The 19267-nt window shown below is 40.4% G+C and carries 15 protein-coding genes and 3 pseudogenes; 5 read left to right on the forward strand and 13 right to left on the reverse strand.

From position 1 onward, the window contains the following. From H6G97_RS31585 to H6G97_RS31600, 5 genes and pseudogenes are all read right to left on the reverse strand, one after another. Positions 1 to 336: sigma-70 factor domain-containing protein (locus H6G97_RS31585; protein ID WP_277883364.1), on the reverse strand; the 336-nt coding region annotated here is incomplete at its 3' end. A gap of 73 nt (positions 337 to 409) precedes the next feature. Next, a pseudogene (locus H6G97_RS31590) lies at positions 410 to 1190 on the reverse strand (ATP-dependent DNA helicase); the annotation flags it as partial. Continuing rightward, on the reverse strand, positions 1135 to 1536 hold the full coding sequence (locus H6G97_RS56140) for a YrrC family ATP-dependent DNA helicase (protein ID WP_422394238.1): 402 nt from the start codon (positions 1534 to 1536) through the stop codon (positions 1135 to 1137). The pseudogene H6G97_RS31590 and the gene H6G97_RS56140, both read right to left, overlap by 56 nt. A 332-nt stretch (positions 1537 to 1868) precedes the next feature. Beyond that, complete coding sequence (locus H6G97_RS31595; protein WP_190944435.1) at positions 1869 to 3032, reverse strand: ParB/RepB/Spo0J family partition protein; 1164 nt, start codon at positions 3030 to 3032, stop codon at positions 1869 to 1871. Then, positions 3032 to 3895 carry a ParA family protein gene (locus H6G97_RS31600; protein ID WP_179070150.1) on the reverse strand — a complete coding sequence of 288 codons (864 nt, stop codon included), beginning with the start codon at positions 3893 to 3895 and terminating at the stop codon, positions 3032 to 3034. Before H6G97_RS31600 ends, H6G97_RS31595 begins: the two co-directional genes overlap by 1 nt. Before the next feature lie 954 nt (positions 3896 to 4849). Here H6G97_RS31600 and H6G97_RS31605 point away from each other — a divergent pair. Continuing rightward, positions 4850 to 5413 (forward strand): annotated as a pseudogene (locus H6G97_RS31605) (ParM/StbA family protein); the annotation flags it as partial. Between the two features lie 179 nt (positions 5414 to 5592). On the opposite strand, the gene H6G97_RS31610 reads toward H6G97_RS31605, so the two are convergent. Both H6G97_RS31610 and H6G97_RS31615 read right to left on the reverse strand, forming a co-directional pair. Continuing rightward, positions 5593 to 6051 (reverse strand): hypothetical protein, encoded by a 459-nt coding sequence (locus H6G97_RS31610; protein WP_190944436.1) that lies wholly within the window; start codon positions 6049 to 6051, stop codon positions 5593 to 5595. 194 nt (positions 6052 to 6245) lie between these two features. Then, positions 6246 to 6773 carry a GNAT family N-acetyltransferase gene (locus H6G97_RS31615; protein WP_242055476.1) on the reverse strand — a complete coding sequence of 176 codons (528 nt, stop codon included), beginning with the start codon at positions 6771 to 6773 and terminating at the stop codon, positions 6246 to 6248. Between the two features lie 635 nt (positions 6774 to 7408). Here H6G97_RS31615 and H6G97_RS31620 point away from each other — a divergent pair. After that, positions 7409 to 8683 (forward strand): EndoU domain-containing protein, encoded by a 1275-nt coding sequence (locus tag H6G97_RS31620; RefSeq protein WP_190944437.1) that lies wholly within the window; start codon positions 7409 to 7411, stop codon positions 8681 to 8683. Between the two features lie 448 nt (positions 8684 to 9131). Here the strand turns inward: H6G97_RS31620 and H6G97_RS53110 are convergent, their stop codons facing one another. Further along, positions 9132 to 10292 carry a hypothetical protein gene (locus tag H6G97_RS53110; protein ID WP_242055479.1) on the reverse strand — a complete coding sequence of 387 codons (1161 nt, stop codon included), beginning with the start codon at positions 10290 to 10292 and terminating at the stop codon, positions 9132 to 9134. Between the two features lie 110 nt (positions 10293 to 10402). After that, positions 10403 to 12300: pseudogene (locus H6G97_RS53115) on the reverse strand (hypothetical protein). 74 nt (positions 12301 to 12374) lie between these two features. Here H6G97_RS53115 and H6G97_RS31630 point away from each other — a divergent pair. Beyond that, positions 12375 to 12791, forward strand: a complete 417-nt coding sequence (locus H6G97_RS31630) for a hypothetical protein (RefSeq protein WP_338421876.1) — start codon at positions 12375 to 12377, stop codon at positions 12789 to 12791. A 381-nt stretch (positions 12792 to 13172) separates the two neighbouring features. On the opposite strand, the gene H6G97_RS31635 is transcribed toward H6G97_RS31630, so the two are convergent. The 4 genes from H6G97_RS31635 to H6G97_RS31650 all read right to left on the reverse strand — a co-directional run bounded on the left by H6G97_RS31635 (position 13173) and on the right by H6G97_RS31650 (position 15573). Next, positions 13173 to 13547 carry a hypothetical protein gene (locus tag H6G97_RS31635; protein WP_190944438.1) on the reverse strand — a complete coding sequence of 125 codons (375 nt, stop codon included), beginning with the start codon at positions 13545 to 13547 and terminating at the stop codon, positions 13173 to 13175. A gap of 197 nt (positions 13548 to 13744) precedes the next feature. Continuing rightward, positions 13745 to 14233, reverse strand: a complete 489-nt coding sequence (locus tag H6G97_RS31640; protein ID WP_242055481.1) for a hypothetical protein — start codon at positions 14231 to 14233, stop codon at positions 13745 to 13747. Positions 14234 to 14377: 144 nt separating this feature from the next. After that, positions 14378 to 14938, reverse strand: a complete 561-nt coding sequence (locus H6G97_RS31645; protein WP_190944439.1) for a hypothetical protein — start codon at positions 14936 to 14938, stop codon at positions 14378 to 14380. 143 nt (positions 14939 to 15081) lie between these two features. Beyond that, positions 15082 to 15573 carry a hypothetical protein gene (locus tag H6G97_RS31650; protein ID WP_190944440.1) on the reverse strand — a complete coding sequence of 164 codons (492 nt, stop codon included), beginning with the start codon at positions 15571 to 15573 and terminating at the stop codon, positions 15082 to 15084. Positions 15574 to 16488: 915 nt separating this feature from the next. Between H6G97_RS31650 and mobV the strand changes: the two genes are divergently transcribed. Continuing rightward, positions 16489 to 18204, forward strand: a complete 1716-nt coding sequence (mobV, locus tag H6G97_RS31655) for a MobV family relaxase (RefSeq protein WP_190944441.1) — start codon at positions 16489 to 16491, stop codon at positions 18202 to 18204. A gap of 107 nt (positions 18205 to 18311) precedes the next feature. Next, positions 18312 to 19267 (forward strand): ATP-binding protein (locus tag H6G97_RS31660; RefSeq protein ID WP_190944442.1); only part of this gene is annotated, 956 nt, incomplete at its 3' end.

Below are 19267 nucleotides of genomic sequence, written 5' to 3' on the forward strand. Positions count from 1 at the left end.
TTGGATCAAATCTAGAAATTCCAAATTGCGGTTCTGATATTTCTTGGCAACAGATACTACCAATCGCAGGTTAGCTATCACCATTTTCTGTTTAGCTTTTTGACCAAGGTGTACTACTGCTCGGATCTGTGCTTCGGTTTTTTCAACAGCGTTGGCTAATTCTGTCATTGTTGGTTCACGGTCTAGCTGTTGGGTAAGTTCATTTTTAGATTTCTCAATGCCAATCATTTCTTGTACCTGCCTACCATAAGCAATTTCTTCCTCTGGCTTTAATAAAGGATACTGACCAATTTCTTGTAAATAGATGCGAACCATGTCGGAACTCAGGCTGGACATACAAAATCAACGCTTTTTTTTTACCAGGGGATTTAAAAGTATAAGTCAAATAATTCAATAAACTTTTTTATTTTTAACAATTCAGTCCTGCCTGAAGTAACCTCTGCTTTAACCTTGTGTAGCGCTTTTGGTCATCAGTAGAGCGCACCGCCAGAGATATCGCTTTTTTTGCGCCAACTACGATCGCTAACTTCTTGGCACGGGTAAGCCCAGTGTAAAACAGGTTCCGAGTCAACATCATATAATGCTGCATATAGATTGGCAGAATCACCACCGGATATTCTGACCCCTGACTTTTATGAATAGTCACGCACCACGCAAGGGCAATTTCATTAAGGTCAGCGTAATCGTAAACCACAGTCCGCTCACCATACAGTACTGTAACTTCCTGCTCTACAGTATCAATGGCGAGGATAATTCCTAAGTCGCCGTTGAAGACTTCTCGGTTGTAGTCGTTGGTCAACTGGATGATGCGTAGACGCTCTTAGCGGCTTGTCGCAGACATCGCCCTCGCGTAACAAATTCCCACCTCTGTTAATCTCCACCTTGTCGGGGGCGGGTGGGTTGATCAATTGCTGCAATACTGTGTTCAGGTTACGAGTCCCGATTACTCCCCGTGTCATCGGGCATAGCACTTGGACATCAGTGGCAGGATTAAAACCTAAGCCGGGGAGCAAGTCTGTAATCAATTCGCAGATTGCTTGCACTCCATGTTCAGGCTGATGACCTCCGCCATGCCACAGACAATCAGACACAGGATTGTCAGAGATTGGCTCGATTGTGGGATAAATTCCTCGATTAATTTGGTGAGCAGCAGAGATGATTGCGCTCTGTTGGGCTTGGCGAAATACCTGGGGCTGTGACTGGGCCCACGCCTTTAATCAGCCCACTACCTAAGTATTTCTCAATTCCAGTGAGAGTGGCTGGTTTGGTCTCTTGATAATTGATGACTTGGAACTGTGGCCCAAACTGGGGATGGTCACGCCAAAAACCCGTAAGTTGTAGAGTTTGACCGGGTTGAATATTTGCGAAGTTGCCGACGATTGTTGTGAGTTCGGTGCTACGGGGACGGGTCAGCCTTGCCACAGTGTAACCCGATTCAGCAGAGTAAAAAGTTAGGCGTTCTACGACTCCGGTGATTGTTTCGTGTTCAGGAAAGGCGCTTACTTGTTGAGGGGAAAGATTAGGGGGAGTGGACATTGCTTATGATCAGATGCCACACATCATTATAATACTGGGAGTGGAGCCATTATAGTACATAAATACTATATAGCATACCCAACATTAGTGTCATCTACAACTTATCCTAATTTCCCTTCATCACTCCTATATGTAATAGCTCTAGGTTTCCTTTTCTTAAGTGAGACTACTGAATATTTGGGTGCTTGAAGAGGGCAGTAGCTTTCGCAGTAAAGCGATCCTGCTTATATCTATTATCAACGAGGTGAGCAAAAACGTTTAGAACAAAGTAGATGACACCTTGAATTGGTAACTCACTTTGTCGGGGATAACTATATTACAAAAACTGCTTACTACATCAGGGTTTTAATCTCATCGAGCTTTTCTTGAAGGACTTGGCGTAGTTTAATAAGTCGTGTCTGTTCTAATATTTTTAAATTTATTGACTGGATATCCTTAATAGTTTTGTCCATCTGTTTGTTCTGCTTGGCTTTAGAATTAGAAGTACTATACTGCTCTAGGGTTTGCTTAACTAGTGTTTTAGTTTGGCTCAATGATAGTTTTTCTTCGATGACTCGATTAGTTACCTGAGTACGAATCATCAAAGCTTTAGATTCATCAATCTTCATCTGTTCAGAGGATAATTTATTGAGTTCTCTTACTTTGCTGGTTTCTAACCCTTCAGAGCGAATGACAGTTTTGAGGTCTTCCGGCACTTTAAGAAGAGGAAAGATATTGTTATTAATCGATACCGGATTGAGCTGTAGTCCTAACAAAACTGAGACAATCTCATGTTCCTCATGTTCCTTGAAATCAGATGTTTCTAGCCATTCTTGCTGTGTCATCAAATCAGAATCTTTAATCAGTGCGAGATATTGAAGCTTCTTGCTGCGGACTAGTCGGTTAATGAAAGCATTCAAAAACTTTGGAATCTCGTCTTCTCGCCCGCTCAGATCGGGATACTTATAAATAATTAATCGAATAAGAGCAGTTGCTAAGTCAAGGTCATGAAGTTTTTGGGAGTGAATACTACTTACCAGTTGACCCTCAAAAACTACGACTTCATCTGAAGTTTCTTCTTTAGGTAGAAAGACAGCTTTCAGTTTTGTCATTCCAGCAAATGGAGCTGACCTCCATCTGAGTTCTCCATCAAATATTTTGTAGCGTCCATCAAGTTGTGGAATAAGCACTATTGGGTTTTGCTGACCTTGCCGACGCAGACTTTCTGCTCGTTCTTGGATTACTAATTGAGGAAAGGTTTGTCTCGGTTGAGCCGGATCGGGATCTATAAGATTTACTGCAATTTCATGTATCCCTCCTTGAGTAGCCAGTTGATTAGTGAGTTGCTCAATTTGTTGTTCTAATGTAGTTTTTTCTTCTGAACTAAATACATTTGTTCGCAGCTGTATAATTTCTACTTCGAGTTTCTCTATCTGACTTTTAAGTTGGTGAATTTGCTGAGACTGACCTGCTTGCCCAAACAGTTGACTAATTTCTATAGGTTTTTTACTTGGCATTACAGTTCCTCTGTCATCAATTTAATTAAACTAGTCACAATAGGTTTAAAGTCTTCACTAGCATCATAACCAGGTCGATATAAATTTAAGGGTAATCCAGAACCGCTAGCTTTAAGGTAGTAATTAGATTCTCGAATATAGGGAAAACATCGGATTCCCATCTGTTTAATTAGAAAGGGAAGAGTTCTCTCAGGCTCAATATCAGTTCTGAGGTTGCCTTTTTTGTCTAAACCTAAAATATCTCTATGTGCCCCAACGCCATATAAATCTACTCGTGTAGGTACAAACCCTAATATTTCAGGTTGAGGTTTCAATCTCAAATCGTCTACTTTACTATAGAACCAATCTAAAAAACCTGCGAAAGCTCCTGTATCTTTATATTCTGGTTTGATAGGAACAAGCACATGTGTAGAAGCTGCTAGTGCAATCAAACCCATAGGCTCTAAGGAAGCAGGAGTATCAAAAATAATCAAATCGCTATTTAAGGGAAAATCTTCTAATCTATCTTTCAGTGTGTAGTGACGGCGATTATAGTTATATATTTCTGCAATGCTTTCTTCGAGAAATTTTCCTCCTTGAATAGCCGTCACCGTGGGAAGATGTTCTGTCCAAAGTGGAACAAGTGGGTAGTCACCTGTAAATGTTTTTTTGAAGACAGCAGCTAGAGACTGCTCCATTGATGCTGGTGCAAGCCTTGCAAAAATACATAGTGAGCCGTTTTGATCGAGTTCTATTAGGGTAACTTTGTAACCTTTGGCACCTACAGCATATGCTAAATGGGTTGCTACCGTGGTTTTACCTGATCCGCCTGCATTACTAGCAATTGTTAGCCGGATCTGCTTTTTAACTGTTTTCTTTTTCATTACAATGTCTTTTAAAACTCAAATCTTTGATAGTGGCAACTTGAGACATAATATACAAGGTTATGAAACTAACATTAGTTTCATAACCTTGTATATGGCTAAGGTTAATTTCTTCTGCTCTAAGAGCCTGTCAAAAAACAACTTTTACAATTTGCCATCTAAAAAGCTTACTGAGAAAGCATTTCTAACTAAAAAGAAGGAAGGTTGTTTCGTGACAAGCTCTAAGATTCGCTAATTACTACTGTTCTAGCACCTACCAGTAGCCCACCAATAACATCTTTGAGGTGTAACTGGGGGAAGATATCAGAAAAAAAGGAACATAGCATTGGACTAGCCAATTACAAAGGTTAAACTTTTCCACTCCCATTTGTTGTAGATCAGTTGCCCCTTATTGAGTCAAATCCAGCAGTTATAGGTTATTCCAGCAATATTTTTTAGCTACTCCAACCTTCCCTTCTTTACGCACTGCACCCCTGCGAATGTCTCGGATGATGCAGGTTTAATTGAGATATTAACTCTCAACATCGCTTATTTCCAGTCGAAACCCGTCGCTACTCCCAAAATCACGATCCTGCTAGACCACGCTTATCACCCTGAACATCTTACAGAGGCATTGAAGTATAAATCAAACAGCCAACCATCTAATTTAATTTCTGCTACGTTGATAAAAAAGATTTCAAAAAATCTTGTTGGGGGCCAAATGGGTGTTATATGTACCCCAAAAATAGGTCAGGACTTTGATGAGATTTTGACTCCTATATAGGGTACATATAGGTACTAAATGGGGTACACTTGACTGATTGACATTTTGTGCCCCATTTAGCCCCCAAGGGGTTATGATTAGCTCTTGAGGCTGGAGAAAAAAGGGGTAGTTATGTTATTCTTCTTTCTCTTGCTCTGCCAAATCATTTGAACAGATAATTTTCACAAATTAAAGTGTATTACTTGGACCAGATGTCAAACATTCACACCTTACAAAAAATTTTTCCTGCGGGTTTCGATAACGGTTACGGAAGCCTTAAACTTTTAGTCGATGGCTTTGAAGTAGTTCGTGTCCCCAGCTATATAACCAATGCCGAGATGGAAGATGTGCCAGGGCGTGTAGTTTTTAACGGTACTGCTTACACAGTTGGAGAGTCAGCTTACCGTACAGGAAATTATTTTGACCGCAACACAGACAATAATGAAAATAAAGTCAATAATGCCTTGTTGACTTTATTGGGTGCATTGGCACATCTACCACACCGTAAGGCTTGGCACTTAAAATTAGTCGTCAGTTTACATGATGTTGCTTTGGCATCAGAACTACAAAAAGTACTCAATGGAGAATATCAGCCAATACTTGCTGGCAAGCAATCAGACGTGAAAGTAGAAGTCCTGAAAGTCGTACTAGAGGGTATGGGTGCATTGTTTGGGCATCCACTACCCAAAAAATTAACCATTTTAGACTTTGGCAATGGTACGACTTTGTATTCTCGTTATAACCAAGGGAAACGAGAAGTTCACACTGCCTACCCTATCTTCTAAGCGTTCTTGCGCTAATTCCTCCTTCTCAATTCTTTCTTTCAAAAGCCTTTCTCGCTCTTGGGTTTCTTGCTCTACCCTCTCCCTCTCAAGTCTGATTAATCCCTGTTCAACTCGTCCACAGTAAAAATCTAAAGCCTTGCCCGTCACCGCTCCGGTAACTGTACCACCCACTAGAAAGATAAGTCCGGTATTAAGCCTTCAATCGGGCTACCACTCCACTGCAAACTTTTTTGATTAAACCATACCAGCACAGAAAAGACAGAAATTCCAACTACTGTATTGATGAGCGCAAAAATTCTCGGTGTCATCTCAGTCTGGCGGAGAATTAGCCACTGTCTCAGCCAGAGTATTGCACCAAAAATCACCGCAGCAATCGCATTCATCACAGCATTATCTGGATATTTGAACGGATTTAGTATCATGTTAATAATTAATGGCACAAATATCAGCGCACAGAGCAAAGAGCCAATTAATAAGCCCACAACGCTTATCAAGCTCCAGTAGCGACCGAGATAACCAAGGCGGAATTCTAGTATCCACTCTTGTACGGGAAGCATTGTTATGTAAAACGCGATTCCTGCACTGACGTAATCGAGCATTGGCAGTTGTCTTACCTTTGTATTTAGCATATTTGGCATAGCCGTGCCAAAACGGACAAGAAAGATACTAACTTAAGACGAATTGAAGCGATTATTTCTGAAAGGTTTCTCAGTACACGCAATCGCCTGGGCATGGGGAATTATACCATCGCACTCTGGAAAAGGATTTGTCTTTTTACTGGTTGTTGCGTATCAGAAGCACTAACCTGGGTTAAGGGTCGATGTCAATGAGCAGAACACGATGACCCAATTGTACTTTTGTGGTATTCCAGTTTTTGGGTAAGCGTGGTTTTAACAACACTTCCCGCCTGATTAAAAATTACGATGATTCGGCATCCGCACGCATTGTATTCTAACTGAGCAACATGGTTTCCTTCCAGTACCTCTAGCGTGAGTTTGCAGCAGCCCAAATCGAGTGCGATTTCCTCCGCTTTCTGTAGCAGCAGTTTGGACAAACCTCTACCACGGTAGGGTAAAGCAACAATGACATCGTGAATATTAAGTAATGGCTTGCACGCGAAGGTAGAGAATCCTTCCAAGCAGACAACAAGCCCTGCGGGTTCGGCATCGACAAAGGCAAGAATAACATGAGCCGCAAATCTTTTTGCAAGCTCTGCTCTTATATTTGCTTTAACATAGTCAGACAGACCTTTACCACCACCCATCGGGTCGAGCGCATACTCATCCATTAATTGAACCATAGCCTCCGCCTGAGCAGGCATACTAAGGTCTGCTTCAACAATTTCAATCATCTATTAATTCTTGACTCTTCAAATATCAGGGCAAACGCATCTAAATTACTCTTGATCACAACGAAGGTTAAGAACCAACGAAAAAATCAGGATTTCGAGCTTGATTATTTTTTAAGCCCCAAAGCGATCGCCTAAAACTTTCGCAATAAGCAAAACTTAATGACATTGATTTTAAATCTATTCTCAATAAAGTATGCTTATTGACATGATGCGGCCGCCCTGCTTCAAATATTGGCATAACGTTCCTGGTCAGTGGCTGCTGGTAACCCTAGTTTTGAATAGTTTATTTGAATTTAACAATTATTTGGATACCGTTGAGTTTTAGTAGCTAGTCTGAACTTAGCACAAGAGAATAAACCTTGGGTGGATATTTGTAAAATGATTTTAGCAGTAGTTCTTAAATCAACTTAATCTTAATTATAAAACTGTTAATTATAGAGAAGATTTCAATTTAGAAATAGGTGCATTCTCTTTACTTGCAAAGTACTGGCTCTAGTTTATATAAATTCAGTAAATAAAATTACTTAATGAGTTAAAATTTTATATTTAATATTATAGTTTTAAGAATAGCTTAATCAATAGATAATCAACCTACTTTAAATTAGTAGTTAGTTGAGTATTTAACTTTGTTGATTATGTTAAAATTAGCATTTCCATTGAAGGTAGCAGGAGGAGCGGTCTTTCTACTTTCAATTTCTTCCTTACGAGCAATTAGCGCCACAACTTCAGAAGAGTTTGAGTCTGGTCAGAAGGGAGCTTATGCTGTGGCTGATGTTACCCTTAGTACAGGCGTTTGGAATTTGAATGATGCTCTGATTGGCAACACTTCCAGTGATGTCAAAAGCGGGTTGCAATCTACTCGCATTCGTAATAATGGCAAGGTGACGATGAAATTCAATCGCACTACAGGCGCTGGCACAGTTACAATCAAACATGCTAAATATGGTAGTGATGCTAGCACCACATGGGGATTGTGGTGTTCTACTACAAGCGGAACGTCTTGGACAGCAGTAGGTTCAACAGTTACAACTAGTTCTACATCACTTCAAACAGCAACTTTTACACCTAATCTTTCTGGCACAGTTCGTTGCGAAATCCGCAAGACAGATGGAACTTCTAATAGAACTAATATTGATGATATTGTAATTACCGATTATGGATCTTCTGGTTCCCCCTCTCTACCTGCTGGTTCTGTGCCATTCTTTGATAGTATAAACAATCCTGTATCTGGACTAGCATACGGCAGCCCAGCGGATGTTACTCCTACTGCTCCAACTCTGAATGCTTTTGACACCGCAGTTACCGATCTTTGTGGACAACCTGGTACAGTTGTCAGCCGTTCTAACTTCCAGTCGATGATGACAAATAACCCTACTGTTTTAGCAAATGTTAAGCAGTATGTAGGAGGCTATCTAGTTTTGGGGCGCACTTCTGATGCTGATTTCTTAGCTGACTTGACTAATGTTTGGTTTAATGCAGAAGGTTTTGATCATATTTTCTGTGGAGAACCTGTTGCTGGAGGTGCAATAGGTGGGTTGCACTTTGTTGGTCGTTATCTAGAACTTCAATCCAAGGGTTTAGCTGGACGACTAAATAACAATACATCCAGAGAAGAAGTTGTTCCCAATGCTATTTATACCATTGGTGCTATTGTCAAAGTCGGCAATTCTACTTCTCAGTCTTCTATCAAAGGTTATGCCTACACTCTCAATGCTGAAGAAATTCTTTCTATAGCAGCTTTAGCTTATAAAAATAACCCCAATACTAGTTCCACTAATACTGTTTGTAATTTGACTGTAACCGATCAGGGTAATACGTTTAAAACAGTGTTTGTCAGAAGAAATGGGGGAGTTCGTACTTTCTATCCTGATGCTACTCCTGATAGCAGCAACTTTACATGTGTGCAGTAAAGATAATTTAAGCCCCTAACGCACCGTCACATAACACGGTGCGTTAGGCTAAAGCCATAAAACATCCTAACTTCTGATTTACTTTATAAATAGTCTCTTAACCCAAAATCAACTGGAGCGATCACATTCCATGCTGTGCGATCGCTCTATCAATACCTTTGCCAAAATAAGAGCCTACAAAAGTTTTGACAAAAAAATGGCAAAATGACTCATACATGAGCATTTAGCTTGACTTCGCAGCTTGGGCGCTCAAACCCTTTATACTATAGGCAATATGTTAAAAAACTTTGTAGGAAACCTTGAAGGAATTTTTAGGACTTATGGTTTTTGCCAAGCCTTCGAGAGAAGTGAGTTAATACATCAGCTCACCCTCGGAAATTGGCCAAGGTATTGCTGATTAATAAGAACTTCTTTGCATTCGCCCAGTTCGTTGGCGCAGCCATCACATTTATAACTCCATACCACCAGATCGGACTGGGGATAGAGCTTGGTCAAGTTTTGTATTAGCCGCTTCAAAAGCTTGAATAACGTCATCTGAAACATGATTTACCTGTACTTTAGCTGATACCACCGCTAAAATTACATCTCCGTTTTTCTGTGTGATAGTTAAATTTTTGCAGTCAGAATTAAAATTAATATTATAAACTTTCCCGCTTACTTGAGTAGAACCATCAGGTGATGGCTTTCCTAAAACATGGCTAATCCTTTGAGCAATTTGAGTCAGTCGACTAAGACTTCGGTGTTGAGTAGTATCCTGATTCATTGCAGAGAGGGCTTTTGAAGATAGTGGTTGCCCTGATTTAAACGAGTTCGCTACTTCTACAATCCGATTTTTGTACTCCAATGGTTTGCCCAACTTATCTGCGGCATTGTACCAATTTCTCAAGTCATCAATAGTAACTGTCGGGAGTTTCTCTACGCCTAGAGGTTCGGTTTTTGTACTATTAGTAATGTCTGGTGTAGAAGGAGTAATGGAGAGTAATGGAGTTATGGATTGGTTAGGTGGGGATTGTGCTGTTTGTTCTGGTGGTTTCAAAAACTGTGGTCGTGTGGCAAGGGAATTAACTCTTTGCTGATACTCAAGAGTAGATTCAATGACAGCCCCAAATTTCTTAGTCATGTTCTCCAAAGTTTTGGGGGGAATTGAACTACTGACTAAGTTAAATACCGCTAGACCTTTTTTAGTTTCCCTGATAACACCTTCTATTGGTACTTGCTGCCATTCAACTTTTTGAGCAGTTAACCATTTAGTCACAGTCTCAGCTTTCTGGTTGTCAACAGCCAAGCCCATGACTCCAAGTTTTTTGTTTGATTCTGTCGAAAATAAAAAAGTAGGACGCTCTTTAATATGATGGAGAATTTTCGCACTACTATCTATCATCTCTTGTTGTTGAGGGTTAACTGATTGAGTCCCAAGAGCCTGAAATTCCTTCGTCCATTTTTGAGGATATTCAACGGTATTAGGGTCAATTTGAGCGCAAATAACAGAAAAGTTACTTTCAAGGATCGTGGGTGCGGGTGTAAGTTTTCCGGTTTTGAGTAGCCCAAATTGTCTGAGCGCGTCTTTGTCTTTTTTGAAATGTAATACCCCCAAGGGTTCACCATTCAAAAATACAGCATCTCTACTTTTAGAAGCTGAGGTTTCGATAGTCAGTTTTCGGTAATCTTGATCATTGAATGTCTGACCAGAAAAATCATAAAAGTTAATTTTATTAATTTTCAGGAGATGTACTCTGCTCTAATTGGTTTGGGCTTCTCGCCATGTTCCTGTTCAAATAAACTTTGATAGCGCTTAGATACTTGGTCTAAATAAGTTGATTGCTGTTCGATAGTCCCATAAGTTTTAAGTACCTCAATTTCCGATTCTAATGCTTCCAGTGCTGTCACTTGATTGTTGATTATGCCCACGCTGATGCTATCACTCATGTGGATAGCAATTTTTTCAAATGGGGGCTGGCTTCCATCTTCCAAATAAAATGATTGCTTTTTGAGCTTAACTGTGGGGGAATAGGCGTTTTGAGGAAGATTTCTTCGCTCTGCCTCTGCTGTTAAATTGGGATATAAGCTGGCTTTTGCCACACCAATGCAGTCGCCATCGTAGTCTCGCGCTTGGCGTTCTGATTCGGTTTCTGCCGGGTCTATTTCTTCAACATCAATCCCTCGTGCTTCTAAGTCTGTAATTCTGGCTTGTATACGCTTGTGGTCTTCGTCATTGACTACAATTATGCCTTCTAAGGGTTCACCATCTGGAGCAAGGCAGTCTTCAACGTGTTTATTAGTAGAGGCACACAATCCATTAGAGTTGAGGAAAGGAGAACGAAAGTTAAGAACTTTTTCTCCAAGTTCCAGCCAAGGGGCACAAATTTCACCATTTTTGAGTTCCTTGGAAGGAATAATCATTGCTCGGTCAAAAGTAAGGGTTTTCCCAATAGCAATATCTCGCCACTCACTTTGGACAAATCGGCTTAATTCTTGCTTGACCTTCTCAGTTTCTAAAAGCTGCTTATGCCCTAGTAAATCAGCTTTAATGAGTTTGTACATGAACAAGTCATCTTTGCCGGGATCATTATCCAACTCCTGATCTGCATCTAAGTCATCATTTGCCCCTAAGTTTTTAACATCTGTTTCTTGATTGATAATGTCTGATGCCTTTAATTTATTTTGGCTCAATGATTCTTTACGTTTTTCGTATCTTTCGCAATAGTAAGCAGCAACGTTTCTAGGATCATCTTGAATAAAGGCTAATCTTTGGGCTTGTACCTCTAGTTCCTCGACAAAATCTTTAAGCCCGTGAGGAAAAGATGCCAATAGTTGAGAGATAGACATCTGACCTTGTTGAGATTGTGCTTTCTCAGCTAACCAAATATTCTGCTGATATAATCCTGGCTTAATCTGCGGTTTAGTAGGCCCTTTGGGTCTATCTTTATCTGTTCCCTTAAAACTGCTTACGGGAAGAATTACATCAATTTTTGGTTCATTTTTACTATCTGCATATTTTATTCTATCTAGTCTGTATGGTCGCAGTGTTCCTTTGCCAAAACGATATTTAGTAGTATCTTCTCCAATTCCATCTACCCAACCAAATCGATGCTGAATTACACGATAGCTTTTATCCGCTTGGATTCTCTTAAGGTTAGCAAGTCATAGAGTTGTGTTGAAATCTGCCCATAACAATCGCCAACTAATTTATATGCTAAATTATTCGATAATATCCCTCCATTTTCACCCTTGTTATCAGTAAAATCATCTACTACCAAAATATTTAGCTTTTCGTGAATCGCATTTTTACAAGCCCCAAGGAAGATGGAACCATAAGCGCCCCGGTCTTTACTATCTGGACAAATTTTTTGAATTGTTTCTAAACATTCTTTATCTCCATAAAGTAAGCGAGTTTTAGAAGACAGTAATAAAATTTGTCCATCTGGATGATTTTTTAATTCTTCAGCAGTACTGTATTCATCTGAGTGTCCAAATGAGAATTCTTTGTTAGGAAAGTAAAATTCTAGTAAAGTATTACTGAGCTTTTCACTTAAAATTGATTGAGAGTCGCTTTTGCTATCGCCTATATAGATCCACTGATTTAAACGAGGGTCAAAATGCTTCAATTCCAGAGTCATAAGATTTGAAATTTGATGAACATTAATTAAATTTTTGAGAGGTTTGTATGTCAAGAGTTAAGCGTTGGATAAATATGAATAAAAAAGAATTCAATCCAGATGGAAGCTTGAAAAGTGAAGCTCGGCAAGAAATGTTATCTAAAGGTGAAGATCCAGGAGCAATTGATAGTTATGCTCGTAGGGCAAAAGAAGAGTATGACGAGTGGAAGCACCTGGATGAGACTGATCCAGAGCCGTGGCCAATCTACACAGCCTACGACTTCTTCACTGAACAAGAGAAAAAGGAGTTTAACCCAGATGGTTCTCTCAGACCTGAATATGTAGAATATGCTCAGAAAATTGGCATTAGTGAAAGTGCGCTGGAACAGCTTGAGTGGCGCAAGAAAATGGAGGTTGATCATTATAATAAAATGTCTGCCTCACACGTAGAACAAGGCATTAACTTTGGTGCATGGTTGATGAGAGGAAGGATTGAAGACAGCAGAACATAGGTCCAACGTCGGCAGCAGATGGAGCAAGACCTGCGTAACTTTGAGGATGTTGACAGTTTGCCTTTCGACAAAGACACAGCATTTTAGGCGTGAGCGATGCAGAACGAGTGATAATACAAGCTGAAAGCATTATTAAACAGCGCTTTCAGCTTTTTAGTAACATCCTTTTAACGAGCTTGAACAGCAAGCAGGTTAGCAGCAGCCGATGGTTTGGCAGAGCGAAACGCCCCGTTAAAAAAGGCAATCATTCCTAAAATGGCAAAGGCTGTAATGATTAATATGTGCAGTCAATTGAATGCCGAGTGTTCTCTGACTACTTCAGCCCACATTACTTTCAGTTAATCTTCCGTTGTCTGCCTGGGCGAAAAAGTGAATATTTGGTTAATTGGCTTGCCGTTCTATAGCTGGAGGGATTACCCCAGACGAGCGCACAACTGACTTGTTGGAAGCGGCGGTAAGGAACGCAAACATCCCTAAAATAGCAAAAGACGTAATAATCACTTGCTGTAGGGAGGCAAATACTGACCTTTCTTTTTCCTTTTGAACAGTAATGCGATTGATATTCTGCTGAAATGCCGACAAATATAGATAATCTAATACTTTCTCACACAAGGTAGGATCTTCACCTATCTGTACTTTCTGGCACAAGAGAATTTCTAGATGCTCTCGGCGGCGATCGCTTGTAGACAAATCGCGCTCATCCCACAGTTTTGCCTGGGTTGTATCTAAAGGTCTATTAATACCTAATATAGTCATACTATGGCCTCACTTGGTTTAGAAGTTAGTTGAGGGAACAGGTGTAATCGATAATTCAATTACACCCTAGTGTGCTTTTTGAAAAATGGAACTCGTATCTAACTTAAGAAGTTTAAATATGCTTTCAAAAAAGAACTAGCAACTTGAGTACTGAAAAAATCAAAGCTCAGGTTGCTAGTAAAGTTTGAGAATGTATGCTATATTTCCCAGTCCAAATCTTCAGTTGGAGATGGAGATAAAACCTGTGCTTTGGGTGGTGGCTGGGGTGTATCCGGCTGCAATGGATTTGTCCCATCCTGAAAAATCTCCTGAGCCAGAGTCCGCCCATCTGAGTCAATGTCGCTTGCGAGAAAATACTCTAAAACCTGCGGTGTAGCACCATCAATTGCTGCTTGTGCTAGTAGAGATTTGATGAATTGGGGAGATGCTTCACTATCAGCTAGTACCTTCAAGGTTTGCTCGGCATCTTGGATGGTCATTTTGGAGATATCTCTAACTCCGACTTCTTCCCAGACATCGCCAAAATACTGACGATATTGCTGATTGAAGTCTTGCTCTTGGGCAAATCGTGATAATTCTTGTACTTGTAATTGTGTCGTCTCTGACATATTAATTGACCATTGTTTGAATTCCCCGGAGGGGTTGACTAAGGTTAATTGTTCGCGTTTATTGTTTGACTCAACCATCTCGAGCAATTGTTGATTAAGCGCAGGGAAATACCATTCAAAGCCAGACCCTTGCATTTCAACGCTTTGGCGATGTTAGACAGACATTCTGTCTAACATCAGACAGCATTAGTAACAATAGTTGCCGTACAAATGCAAACTAGTCTAAATCCCAAGGCTTGTAGTGATATAACCGTTCCTTTGCCAAATCTCCATGTCTGGTTTAGAACTCTTGAATGGTTGAACATAATAATCAGGAACTAGGGATTTGTCTTGGCGGTCATAGCTCAATTCATGATCCAAAAACTTGATATGGCTAATATGGGATGCCCAAGCATCGGCTATCCTATTACCTAATCCCATTGTGTCTAAATATTTAGGTAGTTCCATTCCGCCATTCCAACAAATGGGGATACCTTCACCATCAAAATGTTCGGTTAGCTCTTGGCGTACAAAGGATGCTGTCCCACCACAAACTAAGATTTCATCCATAAGGGCAATATTTCTCAACCAGCGCCATAAAGCACGGCAGTACTCTTTGCGAACTATCGGTAAAATCCGGCAAAACAACTCTACATCAGCATTGATTTCTTCGATTCTGGTTTTGCGTGATAGAAACCGCAGTGCATCAAAATTGTTATTCGTGGTTTCGGCTAAAGCTGAAATTAGGCGTAAGTCATCTTTTGATAAACCAACAGCAGTACGTTCTACAAACTGATGCACCACCCAATTCATCCCTAAATCTGTAGATTCAGCTTTTCTGGATAAATCTGTGCTATCCCCTTCTGAGAACTTGTCCCTAAATCAATCGTTATCGCAACTTTTGTGTAGTCTTTAGAATTATTCTTTTTATTCATCTTCAGCCCCCCTCAAGGTTTGTCCCAGCCAAACATCCGCTTAATGTCGGTCATTTCTTGATAGTTTTGCGAGGAAAGAAATCCATCGTCGTCGTCATCGTCATCGTCTTCATCTTCTTCATCAGTAGAGCTTATCTGCTGATCTGCGGAAATAATTCCTAAGATAGATGGACTATCTGATGCCACTATGTCTGATGCTTGCACTGGTGTATTTGAGGTCACTACTAGCGGGTCTGGTACTATCCCACAAATTCTCCGAATTACACTAATTTGCGCTTCTAACTGGCCTATTGCCCAAATGCCAATCTGCCTTAATTCTTCTCCCCTCAGTCCCGAAGAAAACAAGGCAAGAGGTAGCCAGTGGTTTTTTAGCGTTGCTGTTATAACTTGCGAATAATCTGCTTCTAAACCAAATGGATTTGACCTTATGTAGCCAACTACTTTTCCATCTAAACTATCTTTCGGGCGCTTAATCGAAACTCTTATTTGTTCTATCTCTGCCATATTTTATGCTTCTCACAGAGGTAATGCAGATATTGAAAATTATGACACTTTATTTTTAATACTGCTGAACTTTATTTTTCTTAAAATTTAGTTTCAGTAGTTTTCGCTTTGAGGGATTTCAATTTCACTTTTTTTATCTGTGAAGTAATTTTGAAGTGCTTAAATTTTATTTCTACTTGTTCATTTAATCATTTTTTTTAGACTTCATAACGCAATTCCTTCAAAATATTGAATCTAGACTATTTAAGTCGGGTTTATTTTCTTTTTCAGTACGCTTTTGGTCAAAATAAATACTATGAATTTGGACGGCCAAAAGGACAAGAAATGCCGTTTTCTCTCCTTTTGGCCGTCCACTCTTTTTGCATTTTTTCTCTTGAAAGTCTTATCATTAATCAGCTACAGCCACTTTTTTGCCATATTTTTATTCTCAATAAGCTTGGGTCTTATTGAGAATGCGTACTACAGGCTTGTTGATTTTGTACTACAAAAACTCCCAAAAATTCTGAATTGGATTTGAAAACCTTGAGTAATTCTCAAAAAATTCTGTGAGCATCTCATTAATTCTCATTAATCAAGACTTGTTGACAGGTAAACAGCCCGAAAGCCTTGCTATTGCGTGGTTTTTTAGTCCAAGTCACAGAAAGTCTGATGTTCTCTACTTAGACTAAAATTGTGTCAAGAGGGACTATGCTACTAAGGAAATCTTGGGGATAGCGGGGGAATTGCCTGTGAAATGCTGTGGGGCGGCTTAGAATAGTCGTACTTACTACGGTTTTTTGCCCATTTCCGCATTTGAGCGATTTGGCTGAAAAAATGGCGTAAAATCGAGAAAAAACAGCAATAACTTGAGTGATATTTGTTTCTCGGTCAGTCAGCCCAAAAACTTGTATTTCCAAATTTTAGTGTATATAAAAAATGGCATACGCGATCGCGCGATTAAAAAAATTAAAGCGGGGTAACATATCAGGGAGTGCATCTCACACTGCACGAGAAAGAGAAACCCCTAATGCAGATCCCACTCAAAAAAATATTCGGTTCATCGGTAGCCTCGACCCAGAGGAACGACTAGAGGATTTAGTCTTAGCCAAGATAGGGGAACATGAGCAGAAGCGGAAGATTCGCACTGATGGGGTGTACTGCGTGGAGTTACTGTTGAGTGCATCACCCAGTTATTTCCGTCCCAACTGCCCCACTCAAGCCGGTTACTATGAACCCCAAAAGTTGGATGAATGGCTAGAAGCGACTCACCAGTGGTTAGCGGATGAATATGGATCTCGCATTGTCCGTGCCGAATTGCATTTAGATGAAGCCACGCCCCATATTCACGCTTACTTTGTACCTTTGGATGATGACGGGCAGTTACGGTGCAATCATTTCTTTGATGGACGGCAGAAAATTCATGAGTTTCAGGATTCGTACTACCAGACAATGCGGCTAATTGGGCTAGAGCGGGGTATCAAGGGAAGCAAAGCCCAGCACCAGGACATCAAAGACTTTTACCGCATTGTGGAGGAAGGGCGTGACTTAGAAGTTGATGAGCTAAGTGCAGCGCAATTGAAGGCCAAAGCTGCCGACCGAGACAGGGCGAATCAACGTAAACAGGAAATGGAAGCTACAGCCAAAGCTCTCTCATTTGAGAATGACCAATTACGGCGGCGGATAGAGCAATTGGAGCAAGATAATCAACAATTACGAAAACTTACCGAATGGTCAACTGATTTAGCTTTGGATAATATTGCTTGGGAGTTGGGACTGTGGCGTAAAGGGAATGAATGGATAGGAGGAAACCACATCATTAATATAGATAATATAGATGGCTCTAAATTTAGCGACCTTGCTCCCGGTTCTCATTTTGAAGGTAATGATGCAATTGGTTTGGTGAAACACGTTAATCAATGCAACCAAGTCCAAGCGATCGCATGGTTAGGGGAGCGATTTGGTGAAGTCGGCGCAAAACGTGCAGCGAGCGCTCATGCTCAAAAAGTTGCGGTTGACATTATCCAAACTCAACCAGTACCGCAATTCACTCCACCGATTGAGGATAAAAAACAGTGGCAGCAAGTAGAACATTACCTAACCCAGAAACGAGGCATACTTTCTGATTGCGTACAAATGTTACATAACCAGGGACTAGTTTATGCCGACTCAAAAGCAAATGTAGTTTTTGTGATGCGGGATCTCAACGGAAAGACCAAAGGAGCATTTTTAGAAGGGACAGCTAATGCATTCTCTGGTTATGAATTAGGTACTGTTCGCCGTGATAGCTGGTTTTACTTTACTTTGGGGAAAAAGCCTAACGAACAAACTAGTACTGTCGTACTGTCTGACTCTCCCATTGACACCATTTCAGTAGCCATGCTGGAATATCTCTTTAAAGGAATACCAGAAAACAGAACAGTTTACATGGCAGCAGATGACACTTCAAATTTACCTGTCGAAAGATTACGTAATGTTGCTCATGTAAAAGTAGCTTTTACTCAATCAACTGCGGCACGGGTTGTTAAAGAACTACCGCCACACTCGACTCAACTCAAGTGCGAAAGTGGGAATTGCAATACGCAGTTAATCAATTTCTCTCATCAATTGCAACAACGTTATTCACAACAAAAACACGAGGAATTAGAACTATAGTTGCAAAAATGTCAAGCTACTTTAGTACCGATTTTTTCAGTACTAAAGTAGCTAGTAAAGAGTTTTAGCTATCAATAATATTGGGGTGAAATTTAACTAAAGCCCTAATGAATAATGAGTTAATTAAACAAATATTTGGATTAATTAAGCTTAACAATAAGCTGATTGCTGTCGAGTCTCCATTGCAAGAGAGGGTCAAACTTTTGACAAATCTCGCCAGTGAATGCCACCAATACAATAATATTAACTGTTACCTGTGGACGCTGGAGGATGATGCGCTACAGCAGTTATCTACTAATGGGGAGGGATTAAGTTTACAAAGAGTTGACCAGTATCAAGCGATCGCCAAAAGCAGGCGCGAACATTACTTTGAAATTCTGCGGTTTTGGAAAACCACTGATTTACAGGGCATTCTCATACTGGAGGGCATATTCCCCTGGCTGGGAGAGTCTACCACTGACCCCGATTTCTTTCTGACTTCCGAGTGGATTAAGTCAGCCCTCATTAACCTGAAGCTGTACAATTGCAATGCTAACAAAGCAGCGATTCTCTTAGGGTCAAACGCCACCGTGTCATCTGACATTGCCCCCGAAGTTCCGAAAGTCATTCAACAACTGCCAGCTATCGAGGAAATAAGCAGTTACTTAGCCCAAATATTACCTAATAATTATAGTCATGGCGATATTCATGCGACGGCGATCGCCGGCTTAGGGATGTACTTGGCTGATATTGACTATGGAATTAGACAAGCAATCGCAAATCATGAAATTACACCGGATGAGTTAGTAGAAAAACTGTCCGCTTACAAAATTGACCTATTTAAACGGATTTATAATATTCAGTTCCTTCAACCTCCAAGCACACCCATTGGTGGTTTAGAACTGATACAGCAAGCGTTTAAAACTTATAAGCGCCTTCTATCCTCATTGGCTAAAGCTTACAATCTTCGTTTACCCAAGGGGATTTTACTAATCGGCCCACCCGGAACAGGAAAATCTTACTCGGCTAAAGCAAGTTCTGCACAATTGGGGCTACCTCTGATTATTTTGGAGTGGGGGAGTTT

This window comes from Nostoc flagelliforme FACHB-838, from assembly GCF_014698065.1.
In the GTDB taxonomy this organism is placed as follows: domain Bacteria; phylum Cyanobacteriota; class Cyanobacteriia; order Cyanobacteriales; family Nostocaceae; genus Nostoc; species Nostoc flagelliforme_B.

Bases quoted from the DNA above. Each gene is read 5' to 3' on its own strand.
- H6G97_RS56140 (WP_422394238.1), bottom strand. From the start codon at position 1,536: ATGTCCACTCCCCCTAATCTTTCCCCTCAACAAGTAAGCGCCTTTCCT.
- H6G97_RS31640 (WP_242055481.1), bottom strand. From the start codon at position 14,233: ATGGTTGAGTCAAACAATAAACGCGAACAATTAACCTTAGTCAACCCC.
- H6G97_RS31595 (WP_190944435.1), bottom strand. From the start codon at position 3,032: ATGCCAAGTAAAAAACCTATAGAAATTAGTCAACTGTTTGGGCAAGCA.
- H6G97_RS31635 (WP_190944438.1), bottom strand. From the start codon at position 13,547: ATGACTATATTAGGTATTAATAGACCTTTAGATACAACCCAGGCAAAA.
- H6G97_RS31610 (WP_190944436.1), bottom strand. From the start codon at position 6,051: ATGCTAAATACAAAGGTAAGACAACTGCCAATGCTCGATTACGTCAGT.
- H6G97_RS31650 (WP_190944440.1), bottom strand. From the start codon at position 15,573: ATGGCAGAGATAGAACAAATAAGAGTTTCGATTAAGCGCCCGAAAGAT.
- H6G97_RS31620 (WP_190944437.1), top strand. From the start codon at position 7,409: ATGTTAAAATTAGCATTTCCATTGAAGGTAGCAGGAGGAGCGGTCTTT.
- H6G97_RS31630 (WP_338421876.1), top strand. From the start codon at position 12,375: ATGAATAAAAAAGAATTCAATCCAGATGGAAGCTTGAAAAGTGAAGCT.
- H6G97_RS31615 (WP_242055476.1), bottom strand. From the start codon at position 6,773: ATGATTGAAATTGTTGAAGCAGACCTTAGTATGCCTGCTCAGGCGGAG.
- mobV (WP_190944441.1), top strand. From the start codon at position 16,489: ATGGCATACGCGATCGCGCGATTAAAAAAATTAAAGCGGGGTAACATA.
- H6G97_RS31600 (WP_179070150.1), bottom strand. From the start codon at position 3,895: ATGAAAAAGAAAACAGTTAAAAAGCAGATCCGGCTAACAATTGCTAGT.